We start from the raw sequence: 14,682 nt of genomic DNA on the forward strand, positions 1-14,682 counted from the left end.
GTGTGCTCAATGAAACGCCGCCCACGCGAGCGACAAGGAAAACACGCCCAGCACGATCGACGCGCCGCGCTGTAGCTTCACCGGGTTCAGCCTTGCGAGTTTGCCGCTGCCGAGCGCAGCGCCGAACGCGATCCACGCGAGCGCAATCGGCGCCAGCAGGCATGCGAACATCAGCATCGCCAAGGCGTATGCCGAAGCCTGGGTAAAGGCGATCGCGGGAAAGATCGTGCCAGCGAATAGCAAGCCCTTCGGATTGAGCAGCGTCGCGACGAATAGCGTGCGCATGCCGCTCGCGCGCTGCGCCGATACAGGCAACGCCACGGCAGCGCGCCACATATCGACAGCGAGATACGCGATGTACATGCCGCTCGCGACGCGCAGCAGCGACGGCAACCACGGCAGCGCATGCGCCGCTTGCGCGAGAAAACGTCCCCACACGGAAATCGACACGAGATAGCCGGCCAGTTCGGCGGCGATCAACGGCAACGAGCGTCGCACGCCCTGACGCAAACCCGCCGCGGCAAGCAGCGTGTTGGTGGGACCCGGCGTAATCAGCACGACGACAATGCCGACGGCCAGCAACGCGATAACGGACGTGGAGAGCATAAAAAGGTGCACTGTTGGGAACAGTGCACCTTTTTATCATAGAGAACCGAGCCGCCGAAATACGACGGCCAATGCAGAGTCCGCACCGATGCTCGAGCCGATGCAAACCACGCCGCCCGCAGGCGACGAGCCGCTACTTTTCAGTGATCGAGCCTCGCTCGCAATTCGCGAGCGGTTTCCAGCAGCCCTTCGTAACCCGAACGCGCATGCGCCGGCAGATCGGGATCGCCGACTAACGCGCCGAGCGTTTCGATCAGGCTGTACAGAATGCCCTTTGCAGCACCCGAAGCAATGCTGCCCGACGATACTTGCTGATCGACATGCGTGAGCGCTGCATCGAGGTGTTCCAGATCCGGCTTATCGTCTGTTGGTGGCTTAGGCGTTTCGTCTTGCGTCATGATGAAACATCTCTCCTGTTGAAGCACCGGTGAACAAGCCATCCTTTCACGTTTGTTATATACCGATCGTGTGCCGCCGTCCATTCGTGAAGGGACCCAGCACGATCCACGTTAAGGCGTCCACCGATACATCAGGATTTTCGCGCGCGCGTCGTCTTCCAGCAGCACGACGTATTCGCCATTGGCGCGCTGCACCGCGCTGATGCCGAGGTACACATCGACCCAGCCGCTGGTGTTGCCGACACTCGCGCCCGGCATCATATAGCCGACCGCCTGGCCGGTACGCGCGTCGTACACGTCCACCTTCGCGGTGTACAACTCCGCAACGAAGACGTAATTGCCCGCCACCGCGACGCCCACCGTTGTTGTCTGCGGATTGCTCTGCGTATTCCACGGCAGCGAGATCGCGTACTGCTGCGTCGGCGTACCGGAGCTCCAGTTGTCGTAGCGCGCGAGCACCGGGCCGGCTTCTTTCCAGTGCGTGGAATCCCACGGAATTGCGCTCGTGAATCCGGATATATACATCGTGTCGGTCGCCGCAATGTAGACGATCCGCGCGATCCGCGTGAACGGTTGCGGCATCGCGAACATCTTCGAACTCGCGTAGGTGTAGATCGGATTGCCGACGGAATCGAGGCCTTGCAACGGCATCTCGCGGATCCCGCTCGTCGGCGTGGCGAGCCATACGTTGCCTGGCGTATCGACCCACCAGAAGCCGTCGCCGACCGTGCTGCCGGTAGACGGATTGCCGGTGATCTCGCTGGCGTCGACGGTGCCGTTGCCATTGCTGTCGCGCCACAGCCATTCGCCATACGTGGGTTGCCCGCTCGGCCACGTGCCGGGAAGCGGATTCTGCGCCAGCAAGCCGGACGGAATCGCCATTTCGCCATGCGCCGCGTCGAAGCGATACACGTTCAGGTAATGCGCGCCCGGATCGAGCGTGTAGAGAAACGGCTGACCGTTGATTCGCCGCACCATCGGCTCGCCGCGCACGCCGCGCGGCTGGTGAAAGGCCGGGTCGTCGGGATAATCGAAACGGTCGAGCGTGAAGGCCGCGTACGACCATTCGTGGCCGACCGGCTGGCTGTAATCGAGCGTGAAGCGCTTCGAGCCGGTGTAGACCGAATTCGGCGTCGCGGGATCGAACGCGGCGCTATCGACAAAGGTGAGCCCGTACAGACGCCAGTTGAAAGCATGCGTGCTGAAAACATAGCTCTCGAGCACCGCGCCTTGACCGACCGATGCCGAGCCGAGCGGCCGCGGACCTTCGCCGTTTTGCGCGACGTACAGATTGCCGGCCGGATCGACACCGATACCCGTGATGCCGTTGAAGCGCCAGTTGCCCGGCACGCCCTTGGTCACGTGGAAGATGCCATTGCGCGTGCCGATCGGCGCGGCGGCTTGCGGCTGACCGCTGGCGTCCTTGTTGAAGACGAGGATCTGCTGCGTCGGTCCATTGTCGGCGACAAGGATCTGCCCTGACGGCGTGACCGCGATGTCGGTCGGCACCGTACCGGCAGGCAAGGCCAATGTGCCGGAAAGGGCGGTGCCGTCGGCGGCGTAGTGCAGGACGCTCAGGCTGCCCGACGAGACGCCGCTCATCACCCATAGCGTCGAATCGGTATCCACCGCGATGCGTCCCGGCGACGGCACGTTCCACGAGCGCAAGCGCTGCATCGAGGCTGCGTCGAAGACGAGGATCCGGCTGTTGTACGTATCCGCGACATACACTTCGCTATCGGTGGCGGCCATGCCGCGAACGCCCGCATCGTTGCCGGTCGCCACGGCGTTGAGCAGCAGAAAACTGTTCTTCGTCGCATTCGCGCTGTTGCCGATGCCGCCGCTGAACGGCGCGCCGGTCGCGAGATTGGCGAGCGTGCGGCGCGTGATGCCGAACCACGTCTGATTGGCCGGCGGATAGTCCGCGCCAACCAGTCTGTTGCTCTCGTTGCCGATCGACATCGCCGCGTACAGGTAGGTATGGTTCGTCGCGACCGCATCGCCTCCGGTGTTGCCCCAGCCGTGCGTCGAGCCCGCCACGGCAAGCTTGTCGCCCGCGCGATACGCGGCGATCTCGCTGCCGCTTTCGTCCCAGGGCGCATTGGTGTAGACGGTGCCGTCCGCACCCACACTGATCGCCTGGATGTCCTGCTGCATCCATTTGCCGTCGCCAAAGCCGAAACTGTTGCCGATCCAGGAGGTGGTGTAGTTCAGTTGAGCTTGGGCGAGTGCGCCGACCGGGACGAGGCTATGGAAGAGAAGAACAGCGGCGCCAAGGCGAGAAGAGAATTTCACAACAGTGTGTTTCCTTGCGAAGTGCGAAGCGCGCACAGCCGGCGTGTCCGGCGCGCTTCAGCGTGTATGCGGATCGATGGCTATCGCGCATACGTGAACGTTGGCGTTCGATCCTCGCATAGAAAAGGCGGAAATTTATTCGTAAAAAATTATCTGCGGGCTTGCGTGAACTTCAAATAATTCGATGTGCATGAGTTTGCGCGGCAACGCGCTGCTATTTGCTTTTCAGCTGCACGCGATGCGCGCAGTGCCGCCGCTGGTCAATCCGCCGACGTGGCCGATACTGGATTCGCAGCATGCGCACGGGTTCGACACGGCCTCGCATTGACCATTGACGATTAACGCGCGTCCGCGAATTCCTCCGCCACTGCCGCAATCAGCACCTGCATCCGCGCCGTCTTGTACAGATCCGCGTGCGCGACCAGCCACACGTCGAATGGCTCAGCTCGATGCGGCATGACGCGCACCAGTTCCGGTTCGTAATCCGCGCGGAAGCACGGCAGCCCGGCGACACCGAAACCGGCGAGGGCCGCCTCGAACAGCATCGCGGTCGATTGCGTCTGGAACACGAGACGTCCGCGCGACGTCGGCTCGCCACACAGCGGCGCCCATAGCCACGGCGAGACCGGCTGCTGATACATCACCAGGTCGTGACCGTCGAACGCCTCGCCGTCGCGCGGCTCGCCACGTGCCGCCACATACTCGCGCGACGCGTAAATGCCGACCTCCAGCTGCGCCAGCTTGCGCGCAACCAGATCGGGCGCATCGGGCCGCAGCGTGCGGATCGCCACGTCGGCTTCGCGCCGGGTCAGATTGGTGATCTGCGCGGACGTCACGCAGACAATCTCGATGCCCGGATGCGCGCGCCGCGCCTTGGCGATGGCCGGCACCACAAAGCGTTTGCCGAGCGAATCGGTGGTAGCGACGCGGATCGTGCCGGCCAGCTGATCGTCGAGCCCGGCAATCCGCCGTTCGATCGACAACGCCGCTTGCTCCATTGTCTCGGCCGGCCCAAGCAGCGCTTCGCCTGCGCGCGTCAGTACATACATGGCCGGCGTACGCAGAAACAGCGTGGCCGAGAGCGTTTCTTCCAGCGCGGCGATCCGCCGGCCGACCGTCGCCTGATCGACGTCGAGGCGCATCGCCGCGCCGCGCAAGGTGCCGGCGCGCGCCACGGCGAGAAAAAATCGGGCGTTGTCCCAGTTCATCATCGGTCGATTCCTCCGTGATGCAATTTTGCATCAGACAGATGCGAAATCACTGCTTTATTGCAGCTGCTTGCGTGACTAGACTTCGCCGATCTACCGATTGCAGATTGGACCAGAGGAACCTGATGACCGAATGCACCGTTGAACAGCCACCGGTGGCGCAGGCCGACGAGACGCGGTCCGCGAAGCGGCCGCGTCTGACGCTGGCGCTGGTGGCGAGCGGCATGTTCATGGCCGTGCTCGACACCACTATCGTCAACGTGGCCTTGCCGGCGATGCACGCTACCCTGGGCGCGTCCGTGGGCGGCCTTGCGTGGATCGTCGACGCGTACACGCTGAGCTTCGCCGCGCTGATCCTCGCGGGCGGCGTCGCGTCCGACCGTTTCGGCGCAAAGGCGGTGTATTTGTGGGGGCTGGCGTTGTTCGTGGCAGCCTCGGCGGCTTGCGGGCTGGCGCCGAACGTCGGCGCGCTGGTGGCCGCGCGCTTCGTGCAAGGCAGCGGCGCAGCGCTATTCCTGCCGGCGTCGCTGGCGATCGTGCGCAGCACCTTCGACGACCCCGTCGAACGTGGTCGCGCCATCGCGCTGTGGGCAGGGATTGCATCGGTGGCGGCGGCGGTCGGGCCGGTGCTCGGCGGCATGCTCGTGGAAGGGTTCGGCTGGCGCAGCGCGTTTCTGATCAACCTGCCGACCGGCTTGATTGCCTTCGCGGGTGCGGGAATCGTCGTGCGTCATTCGTTGCGCAGCGTCGGACGCCGCGTCGATTGGGGTGGGCAGTTGGCGAGTATCGTCGCGCTGGGTGCGCTCTGCTTCGCGGCGATCGAACTGCCGTCGCGCGGTATCGCTGCGCGAGAAGTGTGGGGCGCCGCGCTGCTCGCGGTATTGGCAACGTTCGCACTAGTCGCCGTCGAGCGCCGCGCACATGATCCGATGGTGCCGGTTGCATGGTTCAGCAACCGCCTGTTCGTCGCGATGAACGTGATGGGCACGCTTGTCTACGTCGGCTACTTCGGTTTGCTCTTCATGCTGAGCCTCTTTCTGCACGGCGAGTTCGGCTTCAACGCGCGGCAGATCGGTCTCACGCTGTTACCGCTCGCCGGCAGCCTGTCGCTCGGCAACGTGCTAGTGGGCAAGTTGCATGGACGTTTCACTGCCACGCAGTTCATGACAACCGGACTCGCACTCGCTGCCCTTGCCGTGCCGGCGATGGCAATGAGTCTGGAATGGCGCGCGCCGTGGGTCGTCACGTATGCGGCCATGGTGGTGTTCGGCGGCGGCACGGCCTTGTCGGTTCCGCCGATGATCTCGACGGTGCTGGAACAGGTGCCCGGCGAGTTGGCCGGCGTGGCCTCGGGTGTGTTGAATGCGTTGCGGCAGGCGGGCGGCCTGCTCGGCGTTGCGATGGCGGGCGCGGCGACGATTCTGGCGCCGCATGTGTCGATTGCGTTGTGGGTTATCGCCGGATTGGGGTTGGCGACGTACGCGATCGCGGCGGCTTTGGCGACGTTCGCGGCCTTCGCTCCGCAATGGCGCGAAGGCCGGCAGGCGGTTTAACCAGCTTGTGGACCTCGAGCGTACGCAGCAGCTTGCGCGGCTGCCGCGGCACCGGCCGGCGACATGATGGCCGGCCGGACTGCTGACGCGAGCGGCCCGGGCTCAGATAGTCGGCGATCGAATCCTGCGTGACTTCGCCGACATAGCGTCTGTCGCCGTCCAGCACCGGCATCCATGACGAGTTGAACCGATACATCTTCGACAACACGATGCGCAGATGGTCGTCGGCGTTCGCCGTTGCCTTGAACACGCTCAGATGCTCGCCGCACGCGCCCTGCCCCGCGCGCGCCGCACGGCGCGTTACGTAACCGAGCGCCTGCTGGTATCCAACGGGCAACGACACTCGGTCTCCGCGGGTAAGCGTTACTAACCATCGCAGCAATTATTCGGGCAACCCGGAGAAAGATCGATTTGACCGGACATTGAGAAGCTGCCGTTCAGACTGGATGCGTTGTCCACGTAGCTGTGCACTTCGAAGCCGCCGTTTGCCAAGCCAAATTGAACGGCCAACTTCTTCATTAATGCAGCTCGTTGCGCCGAGAGCTGAGCGGCTTCCCTCTCATCTGGTGCCGACGTTGCGACAATGTTTGTCCACAGCTGAATTGGGAAACTCGACTTCATGTCAATTGCCCATGATGCGAGCCGGATAGTCTCCTTCGAAGTCAACTCTGCAGAATTCCGTTCAAACGGTACAGAAATGATTTGCGTTGGTCTATTTTGTGGGCCTACGCATGCGAATGAAGAAGCGGAGAACAATAAGGCAATTAATGCAAGAATCTTAAGCACGAACATCCTCCGCATAGACAATGTATAGCGCAATACTATCGGCATTTGCGATGGCGAGATCAGGGTGGTCGTGAGCCCAAATCTTCATATACGAATTGAATCCATACATGTTATCGAGGCTCCCGAACGTATCGGTGAAATGTGTTGCTTCGTGGATGATCGTCGCAAGTTTCGACTCGCCGAACATATTGACGTCTCGTGCCGTACAGAAAGCGGGGGAAATGCATATGGTATGCGTTGCTGTGTTCGGTGCGCAGACATGCGCCATTTCGCGTTCAATGTTTTTCGTGTTAGGCGTACATCCGAGATAACGATCCAGCTCCGGCGTTGCACGCAAGAAATTTTTTGGCTGCAAGCCAGATAGTACGCGCCTTAGCTCTGGCAGGGATGTCATCAAGCGGTTACGCGTTACGGCATCGCATCTTCCGAACCAGTCACTTACGCGGTCTTGCGCTTGGTTTGACCAGACCGTTAGCTCTGCAAGTCGCTTGTCGATAAGGGAGATGGCAATGTCCCGCAAGCGCAACGCACGCTTCCGAAACTCGGTGTCCGTCATGTTCTCGCATATAGGCGGCCCGTTGAGCGTGAGGTCTACGTATACCTTTGAACCCGGCGTCGTGTTCGTCACCGCGCCTTCATGAACCAATACATAGTCTGAATCAGGCATCTCCGTTCGTCTCCTTCACTTCGAGTTTGAGAGTTTCCGTTCCGTCAGTCGTCACACGCTGCGTATGACCTTCAGCATCGGTCACACCGTCAAACGTTCTGCCAGCCGCCGTGCGTATCCGATAGCGCATGTTTGCCAGAGGGCGGGACGTCATGGCGTCGCGCAACACGTATTGCTCGTCAAAGCTTCCTGCCATCTGGGACGATGCACCGGACGGAAACGCGGCGGCTGCATGGCTGACGCCACCCATGTCGTCGAAGACCATCCAGCTACGGCCATAGACCGGAATGATGCGCGGGGGCGTCGCGCATTTGCAGAGCACCTTATCGCCGCCTAGCGCCTGGTATCGACCCAAGGTGGCATCGAACATGCGCCGGTTGTCCAGGCATCCGGCAGCCGCAACGATCTCACCGGCACTCTTGCACCGGTCGCACCACGCCATATGGCCAAGAAACGTCATTCGTCTGTGGCGTCCGTCCTGACCTTCGATCGTGCAGTTAGCGAGCCCATCTATGACGCGGCTATTTTCTCCACTGTCGAGCGGATCATCTTCAACAACGCTATAGAAAATCGCCATTGGGTCAGGCTCCCGCAGGTCGTGCTAAAGCGTCGTCAGATCCGTGAACCGGAACATCGGGCGGGACTGGAACGAGGCTCACAGCATGGTTTTCGCGATCGGGGCTGTCGGTAATCGCATCGCCGTTATCGAGCAGGCTGCCAACGACAGCAAGTGGCCGGAAACCTGACCTGTCGGGCAGGCCAATGCCCGTGACGATTTGTGCCCGCGTGCCGTCTGCATATTCGATGAAATCGCCGACACAGGCCGCATTACGGTGAATCTCGCGGATAGGGTGGTCGCTCGTTGCTTCCCGCAGCACACCGCCGAGCCGGGTTGTCGCTCCTTTGACGGCAAAACGATATGTCGTCCCGGTGTATGGCGGCGGCACGTAGCTGGCATCGAAAAGCCCGTCGATTGTTTCGCCTGCACGCACGACGATGCCGTGGTCCTTCACCAGCGTCTCGATGATCCGGTCGCCATTGCTCAGGCTGCTGCCGACCACTGCAGCGGGCCGGTTGCCGATCACCAGCGCGAAACCCGCCCCGTCCATAATCACCGCCTCACTGCCGTCCGGGTATGTCACGACATCACCGACCCGTGCGACATTCAGACCGGCGATAGCGTAGCCACCGGTTGCGGTCGTAACCCGTCCGCCTCGAGTGGTCAGCGAACCGATTGTCGCGAACAGATAGGTTGTTTCGTTGATTGCGCTATTTTTCATGCGCCAGTCTCCTTCAGGGTTGAACAAACTTCTGAAGGGAGATTGGTTTTGTCTGTTACTGACGTAAATCGGAGATATCTGAAAAGTGTGAGGGGCGTTGATGTCCGTGACATTGGCATCACGCCCCGCCTATCCAGCACTGGTGAAAGTGATGTCTACAACGATGGGAAACGCGGTGCACGTAAAAAATGGCCCGCACATGGCGAGCCCTGGGAATTGTCACTCGATGTTAAGGGCTGTGCGGATGCAGTCCGCTTATAGCGCGGTGCGGCGACTTCGTGGCCTTCGAGAACTTCACCGCATTGAGCGGCCAAAACGCATCGTCACCGTGGAGCGCGCGCACCCTGAAGCGCCAGTTATCCTGCATGCCAGTTTTGGGATTGCCGTCGAAATTCCCCCACGGCTCCCCAAAAAAGTACTAATTGCCCGCGTGGACTTGAGCGGGCACCTCGGCCAACCACCGGTAGTGGAAACCTGCTGGACCACACTGTGGTCCACTAGTGCCCGTGACAAGGCAATCATCCACCCCTTCTCGCGCTGCGCGCTCGCTGAAACGGTACTTCACAAAACCGCCTGCCGGTTTGGGCGCTCTTTCTTTGGCTCCCGGAAAAGCTCACCGGTGATTTCTTCAAGCTATTTTGGATCCCGAAAACACTCACCTCACGACACGGCACTGCTCAGCAATGCCGTGCAGAAGGCCAAGACAACCATCCTCGAACTGTTCGACAGCCTCGGCAAACGACCGGAGTAGGCGGCGGCACAATAAGCCGCCGCCGCCGGCCGCCGCACTCAGTAAGTGCGCACCCGCCGCACGAAAATGCGCCGCGTCAAATCGAACGCCACCAGATTGCCGGCCAGCACCAGCACGAGTCCGACCACGGACAGTGCTGACCATTGATAGCCTTCGAATACCGTCGACGCCGCCAGCGCCACGATCGGAAACAACACGGTGCAGTAAGCCGCGCGTTCCGGCCCGATGCGCCCCACTAGCATCAGGTACGCGGTAAAGCCGATCACCGAGCCGAATATCGCGAGGTAAGCGAGCGCGCCGAGATAACGCGCGGACGGCTCGATGGCGAAGGAAAAGCCCGCCAACGCGCTACCGACCGTCAATACGCTGGCGCCGATCAGCATCGCCCAGCTATTGGTGGCGAACGGGTGCAAGCCCATCGATTGCATCCGGCTCGACAGCAGATTACCCGCCGAGAAACACAAGGTTCCGAGGAAGGCGATTGCGAGGCCCAGCCATGCAGCATGATCGCCCAGGTGTCCCGCCATCTGCTGGACAAACAGGCACACGATACCGACCAGACCGAGCAACGCGCCCGCAATCGCCGAAGGCTGCAGCGGACGGCCCATGAAGAGCCGGCCGTTGATCGAGTTCAACAGCGGCGCGGTCGAAAAGACCACCGCTACCAGTCCGCTCGGCACGACCTGCTCGGCGTAGTAAAAGCACAAGAAATTGACGCAAAAGAGCGCCAACCCCTGCGCGGCCAGAAAGCGCCATGCGGCGCGTGGTAGCCAGATCGGGCGGCGCATCAGGTGCAGCAACGCGAACAGCACGAGCGCGGCGATCCAGAAGCGCCAGGCGATGGAGACCGGCGGCGGCACGGCCCCCAATTGCCACTTGATTGCGATCCAGGTGGTACCCCAGATCAGAACGGTGACGGCGTACAGCGACAAATTCATGGCAAGCCTGCTGCATTAAGTGGAGCGGAAGCTCAACTATGCGGCGGCACGCGTGAGCGCACTTGTCCAGGATTGCGCACTTTTTCGTCGCGGCAAGCCACGGTGCATGGCTCGCCCTATACTGACGCTTCCCCACTCATCAGACGCATGCCGCTCGTTCCGTGAACGCCAATCCGCCCGCCGCCGCGATGGACTCCTCCGAAACGCCGTTCGGCCTTCACTCGGTGTGCCACACGCTGCGCAATGCCAACGCGAATCTCGACCGGTTCGCGTGGCTCGGCGATAAATTGGCTATCGCCGTGTGGACGCGCGACACCGAGGAAGCCGAGACCGTCTACGAGCGGCCCGGCCATCACACGCTGTCGTGCTATCTGGATGGCGGCTATCGAACCGAAAGACAGAAAATGCCCGGCCGCTACGGCGCGCCGGCGCGGCTTTGCGCGTTGCCCGGCGATCATGAATCGCGCTGGTGGGTACGCGGCCACATGCATTTCATGCATCTGTACTTCCTGCCGGAGCACTTCACGCAACGCGCCGTGCAGGAACTCGACCGCGAGCCCCGCGAGCTGACGCTCGCCGATCGCACCTATTTCGAAGACCCGCGCATCGCCACCCTGTGCCGATCGCTTGCCAATGAAAACTGGCAGGATCCCGACGGTCTGCTGCGCACCAATGAAACCGCGCACCAGGTGCTGAGTCTGCTGTTGCGCGCGCAAGGCGTGCGCCGCACCGACACGTCGCTTAAAGGCGGTTTGTCGGTCGCCACGCGGCGGCGCTTGCGTGACTACATCGAGAACCATCTCGCGCAGACGCTGACGCTCGGCGAACTGGCCGGCGTCGCGTCGTTATCGGAATTTCATCTGGCGCGTATGTTCCGCACGTCGTTCGGGTTGCCGCCCGCTGCGTGGATCGCGCAGCAGCGACTCGAACGCGCGCGCACGCTGCTGCGCACCACCTCGCTGCCGCTCACGCAAGTCGCCGAGCACTGCGGGTATGCGAACGCCAGCCATTTCAGCCACCGGTTCCGCGAAAGCGTCGGCGTCGCGCCGACGGCATATCGTCAGGCCGTCGGCGAGTCATAGCGGCGTTGCATGGGCACGGATGACGCGGCTGGCCGTACTCAACAAAATGCAGAGGACGCGCCGCCGAGGCCTCCCGCTGCGAGAACGCATACGTTAATACACGACGTCATGTTCATGCTCACGCAGTTCGCCCGGAATAAACGCCTTCTCAAGCCCTCCTTCGTTCAACCATGTTCGCGTTGTTTCAGCCGCCCGGTCGATCAAGCGATCGCATTGGGTGTAGTCGTACGGTGAGACATCCAGCGGGCACAGCGGCGGCACGACGAAGATCTCCGCGCGGGCCGAATAGAACTCGAGGTCGCGCACGAGTTGCCGCGCGATGACGAGCGTCAGCGCATGCATCGCCTGGGCGATCGCGCTGGAAGGCGGCTTCCGCAGCGCACAGGCAAAGCCGGCCGGCAGCACGATCACGCGCGTGGCGCCGAGCCCGACCGCCACCGAGATGGGTGTGTTGTTGGCCACACCGCCGTCGACCAGATCGAGTCCGCCGATCCGCACCGGCGGGAACACGCCAGGAATCGCCGCGCTCGCCAGCACCGCTTCCACCACCGGCCCGGACGACAGGATGATTTCGTTGCCGGTCAGCATGTCGGTGGCCACGACGTGCAGCGGTAGCGCCGCCTGCTCCACGCGCGCGTACGACAAGTTTTTTTCCAGCAGCACACGCAGCGCAGTCGCCTGGAAGAGGTGCGGCCGGCGCCGCAGCACCATGTCGAGAAACCCGAACATCGTCAACGGCATGATGTCCCGCCGACGGATACGGCACCACAGCGCTTCGAGCATCGCCACACCGTCGCCGTCAGGGCGGCCCGCGAAATAGGCGGCGTTGATTGCGCCGGCGGATGCGCCGACCACGATGCCCGGACGTTCGCCCCGGCGGAGCAGTTCGCGCAACATGCCGACCTCGATCGCGCCCAGACTGCCGCCGCCGGCGAACACAAATGCGGTCAACCCGGTGCGGGCCGACGCAACCGATAAATCGGATAACGCGCAATGATGGAAGGACATGTTGGTCGCTCCTGCCGGACAACGCGGAATTCGCACGCCGATACTGCTTGACGCAGAGTCGCACGAAACGGCAGACGGCTCAATGCGGATCATGCCTGGCGGGTTCTGCCTGCTCAAACCGCGGCGGGCTGACGAAGCGGCGCCCACCCAGGCGTCAGAACGCTCGCCAGGCGCTGTCTCCGTCAGCCACGGTCCCCCTCAATGCCCCTTGAACAGATCGAGCAACTGGTTCTGCATCGCCATCATCTCGTGCGAATGCTTCATTTCCATCTGCGCCATCGTGTCCTGATACTCCATTTCCACCTGCATCATCTTCTGTTGAATGCCGATGGCCTGCGTGCGTTGTTCGGGCGTGAGCTTGTCCATCATCATGCTGTAGTTCGGCGGCATGACGTAGGTGCCGGCGCGCCCGATTCCCTGCGCCTGCACCGAGCCTGCTGCGAGCGCCAACGGCAGCAGTCCGCACAGAATGATGGTTCGAATCGATTTCATGTCATCTCCACTTTTACGTGAGTAGCGGGCCGTCGAGGCGCGCCAGGTAAGCGACGTTCAAGCACTCAGAATGGCTGGCTTCGGGGGATCCGTCGCACACGCCGGCTCTGGGAACACAACACCCGGACCGGCGCTCGAGAAGGCCGGCCAGGTGTTTCATGGACTTAGTCGCAAACGCTGACTGGAAATGACAGGCGGGGTGAAAATAGCCTTGGCGGTCTTTCGTTTACCTAAAGACGCGCATCATTGCGATGCATCCTTCTGACGCAAGGATTCCGGCAGACCGTACAACACGATCAGCGCACACACGAGGCTCATTGCGCCGATCACATACAGCGCCGGCGTGGTGCTGCCGGTCAGGTCGCGCACGCGGCCAACCATCACCGGACTCACAATGCCGCCGACCTGCCCGAGCGTGTTGATCAACGCGATCCCGCCTGCCGCGCCCGCGCCGGTCAGGAGTTTCGGCGGCAGCGCCCAGAACGCCGGAATGGAAGCGACCACGCCCGCGCCCATCACGGCCAGCGCAACGACCAGCAGCGCGGTTTGCCTGTCGAACAAGCCTGCGGCAAAGAAGCCGAGCGCCGCCATCACGAGCAGACCGCAGACGAACTTGCGCCGTTCGCCCGTGGCATCCGACATCCGGCCCACCACCACCATGCAGATCGCACCGGCGATATAAGGCACTGCCGTGAGCAGGCCGATTACCGTCGGATTGTGGGTGCCGGCGACGCGGATCAGATGCGGCGCCCAGAAGTTGAGTCCGTACGACGCAACCTGAATCATGAAGTAGACCAGCGCGAGCGTCAGAAAGCCAGGCGTTCTGATTGCACCCGCCAGCGAATGTCCGGTGCTGGGCTGCCGGCTCTGTTGTGCGATCTGGCTCGACAGATATGACTTCTCCGCCGCCGACAGCCATCCTGCGTCCTCGATACGATCCTTCAGCAGCTTCATCACGAGAAAGCCAAGCGCGACGCACGGCAAGCCGCCCAGCAGAAACAGCCAATGCCAGCCCGGCATGCCGAGCACGCCGTTCATATGCCCGATCACCAGACCCGCAACCGGCGCCCCGACCAGGCCCGAAAACGCGGAGGCGAGAAACAGCATCGAAGTGATGCGCCCGCGGTAGCTCGGCGGAAACCACAGCGTCAGGTAATACAGCACGCCCGGCGCAAAGCCCGCTTCCATCGCGCCGATCAGGAATCGCAGCCCATAGAACTGCCATTCGTTATGGACGAATACCATCGCCGCCGTCGCCAACCCCCATGAAATCATGATCCGGGCAATCCAGCGGCGCGCACCGACCTTGTACAAAAACAGGTTGCTTGGTACTTCGAACAACACGTAGCCGATCACAAACAGACTCGCGCCAAGGCCGTATGCGGTATCGGTCAAGCCAAGGTCGCTCTGCAGCTGAAACTTCGCGAAGCTGATATTGATGCGGTCGAAAAACGCGAACAGGTAGCAGATCATGATCAGCGGCATCAACCGCCACGCCACTTTGCGGATGAGGGTCGCGGCGTCGTGTCCGCTGTGCTGACGGCTGCCGGTTGCGACTGCGCCGAGGTCACTCATGGTTGTCTCCAATGCCGGATTCGGCAGTGCCGTCCGGTCGTAT

Annotated in this window: 15 protein-coding genes and 1 pseudogene; 3 read left to right on the plus strand and 13 right to left on the minus strand. The window is 62.2% G+C overall.

What is annotated here, in order from left to right; genetic code table 11:
- Nucleotides 1-6 precede the first annotated feature (6 nt).
- The 4 genes from AC07WT_RS38355 to AC07WT_RS38370 all read right to left on the minus strand — a co-directional run bounded on the left by AC07WT_RS38355 (nucleotide 7) and on the right by AC07WT_RS38370 (nucleotide 4,507).
- Nucleotides 7-606: a LysE family translocator gene (locus AC07WT_RS38355; RefSeq protein WP_492595640.1), complete on the minus strand. Its 600-nt coding sequence runs from the start codon at nucleotides 604-606 to the stop codon at nucleotides 7-9.
- Nucleotides 607-746: 140 nt separating this feature from the next.
- Nucleotides 747-1,004, minus strand: a complete 258-nt coding sequence (locus tag AC07WT_RS38360) for a hypothetical protein (RefSeq protein ID WP_494950970.1) — start codon at nucleotides 1,002-1,004, stop codon at nucleotides 747-749.
- A 111-nt stretch (nucleotides 1,005-1,115) separates the two neighbouring features.
- On the minus strand, nucleotides 1,116-3,299 hold the full coding sequence (locus AC07WT_RS38365) for an NHL repeat-containing protein (RefSeq protein ID WP_494950971.1): 2,184 nt from the start codon (nucleotides 3,297-3,299) through the stop codon (nucleotides 1,116-1,118).
- A gap of 338 nt (nucleotides 3,300-3,637) precedes the next feature.
- Nucleotides 3,638-4,507, minus strand: a complete 870-nt coding sequence (locus AC07WT_RS38370) for a LysR family transcriptional regulator (protein ID WP_494951148.1) — start codon at nucleotides 4,505-4,507, stop codon at nucleotides 3,638-3,640.
- A gap of 125 nt (nucleotides 4,508-4,632) precedes the next feature.
- Here AC07WT_RS38370 and AC07WT_RS38375 point away from each other — a divergent pair, with 125 nt between their 5' ends.
- Entirely contained in the window at nucleotides 4,633-6,060 is a 1,428-nt protein-coding gene (locus tag AC07WT_RS38375; protein WP_494950972.1) for an MFS transporter, read from the plus strand.
- On the opposite strand, the pseudogene AC07WT_RS38380 reads toward AC07WT_RS38375, so the two are convergent.
- From AC07WT_RS38380 to AC07WT_RS38400, 5 genes and pseudogenes are all read right to left on the minus strand, one after another.
- Nucleotides 6,057-6,382, minus strand: a pseudogene (locus tag AC07WT_RS38380) (CBS domain-containing protein); the annotation flags it as partial. The gene AC07WT_RS38375 and the pseudogene AC07WT_RS38380 sit on opposite strands and share 4 nt — an antisense overlap.
- 44 nt (nucleotides 6,383-6,426) lie before the next feature.
- Entirely contained in the window at nucleotides 6,427-6,846 is a 420-nt protein-coding gene (locus AC07WT_RS38385; RefSeq protein ID WP_492595636.1) for a hypothetical protein, read from the minus strand.
- Nucleotides 6,839-7,513 (minus strand): M35 family metalloendopeptidase, encoded by a 675-nt coding sequence (locus tag AC07WT_RS38390; RefSeq protein WP_494950973.1) that lies wholly within the window; start codon nucleotides 7,511-7,513, stop codon nucleotides 6,839-6,841. The genes AC07WT_RS38385 and AC07WT_RS38390 overlap by 8 nt, the downstream gene beginning before the upstream one ends.
- Nucleotides 7,506-8,090, minus strand: coding sequence for a PAAR domain-containing protein (locus tag AC07WT_RS38395; protein ID WP_494950974.1), 585 nt, complete (start codon nucleotides 8,088-8,090; stop codon nucleotides 7,506-7,508). Before AC07WT_RS38395 ends, AC07WT_RS38390 begins: the two co-directional genes overlap by 8 nt.
- A gap of 4 nt (nucleotides 8,091-8,094) precedes the next feature.
- On the minus strand, nucleotides 8,095-8,820 hold the full coding sequence (locus AC07WT_RS38400; protein WP_494950975.1) for a PAAR domain-containing protein: 726 nt from the start codon (nucleotides 8,818-8,820) through the stop codon (nucleotides 8,095-8,097).
- Between the two features lie 73 nt (nucleotides 8,821-8,893).
- On the opposite strand from AC07WT_RS38400, the gene AC07WT_RS38405 reads away from it, so the two are divergent.
- A complete protein-coding gene (locus tag AC07WT_RS38405; protein ID WP_494951160.1) occupies nucleotides 8,894-9,544 on the plus strand; it encodes a hypothetical protein in 651 nt (216 codons plus the stop codon).
- Between the two features lie 38 nt (nucleotides 9,545-9,582).
- Here AC07WT_RS38405 and AC07WT_RS38410 read toward each other — a convergent pair whose 3' ends face one another.
- On the minus strand, nucleotides 9,583-10,482 hold the full coding sequence (locus AC07WT_RS38410; protein WP_494950976.1) for a DMT family transporter: 900 nt from the start codon (nucleotides 10,480-10,482) through the stop codon (nucleotides 9,583-9,585).
- A 188-nt stretch (nucleotides 10,483-10,670) separates the two neighbouring features.
- Between AC07WT_RS38410 and AC07WT_RS38415 the strand changes: the two genes are divergently transcribed.
- Nucleotides 10,671-11,564, plus strand: a complete 894-nt coding sequence (locus AC07WT_RS38415; RefSeq protein ID WP_494951149.1) for a helix-turn-helix domain-containing protein — start codon at nucleotides 10,671-10,673, stop codon at nucleotides 11,562-11,564.
- A 93-nt stretch (nucleotides 11,565-11,657) separates the two neighbouring features.
- On the opposite strand, the gene AC07WT_RS38420 is transcribed toward AC07WT_RS38415, so the two are convergent.
- The 3 genes from AC07WT_RS38420 to AC07WT_RS38430 form a co-directional block, all read right to left on the minus strand.
- On the minus strand, nucleotides 11,658-12,572 hold the full coding sequence (locus AC07WT_RS38420) for a patatin-like phospholipase family protein (RefSeq protein ID WP_492595630.1): 915 nt from the start codon (nucleotides 12,570-12,572) through the stop codon (nucleotides 11,658-11,660).
- 198 nt (nucleotides 12,573-12,770) lie between these two features.
- Complete coding sequence (locus AC07WT_RS38425) at nucleotides 12,771-13,064, minus strand: hypothetical protein (RefSeq protein ID WP_494950977.1); 294 nt, start codon at nucleotides 13,062-13,064, stop codon at nucleotides 12,771-12,773.
- 243 nt (nucleotides 13,065-13,307) lie between these two features.
- The gene (locus AC07WT_RS38430) at nucleotides 13,308-14,639 is read right to left on the minus strand and encodes an MFS transporter (protein WP_494950978.1); all 1,332 of its coding nucleotides are present in this window, start codon (nucleotides 14,637-14,639) and stop codon (nucleotides 13,308-13,310) included.
- Nucleotides 14,640-14,682: the final 43 nt, after the last annotated feature.

The organism is Paraburkholderia sp. GW821-FHT02A12 (genome assembly GCF_059422005.1).